Below are 511 nucleotides of genomic sequence, written 5' to 3'. Positions count from 1 at the left end.
CCATCCTGACTGAGATCGTGCAAATTATCGGTCGCGCTACTCGCGACGCGCCGGGTAAAAACCGCGCAAGGTTTACTAACCTGATCGCCGAGCCGGATGCTGTTGAGGGGGCTGTCACCGAGGCAGTCAACGATACCTTGAAAGCCATCGCGGCAAGCCTGCTGATGGAGCAAGTATTAGCTCCGCGCTTCGAGTTCAAGCCTAAGAACCCAGAAAGTGGTCCGGCCCCAGGCTTTGATTATGGTGATGGTGGATATAACCCGGATAGCTGTAATTTTGGTGTTAATGAGCAGACAGGGACGTATCAAATCGAGATTAAGGGACTTGAAAAAAAAAAAACAATCTCAATTAACTATCACCCCATGACTCATTCTCCAGTACTTAACTCCTTTGTCACTTTGGTTGTCCCCCCAACGTACCATACGTCCCTACTACCGTATGCCCACCTCCTTCACTATGCTTGTACTTTCACTAATTCTTACCATGCTCACTGCCCATTCCTCTCCTGCTG

At 49.5% G+C, this 511-nt stretch carries 1 pseudogene; it reads left to right on the top strand.

Features of this window, described 5'->3' with window-relative positions:
• Positions 1 to 511: pseudogene (locus BHE18_RS23470) on the top strand (hypothetical protein); the annotation flags it as partial.

Origin of the sequence: Rossellomorea aquimaris (genome assembly GCF_001877785.1) — a bacterium.
GTDB classification, from domain to species: Bacteria; Bacillota; Bacilli; order Bacillales; family Bacillaceae_B; genus Rossellomorea; species Rossellomorea aquimaris_A.
This window is presented reverse-complemented; position numbering and strand designations above follow the sequence as displayed.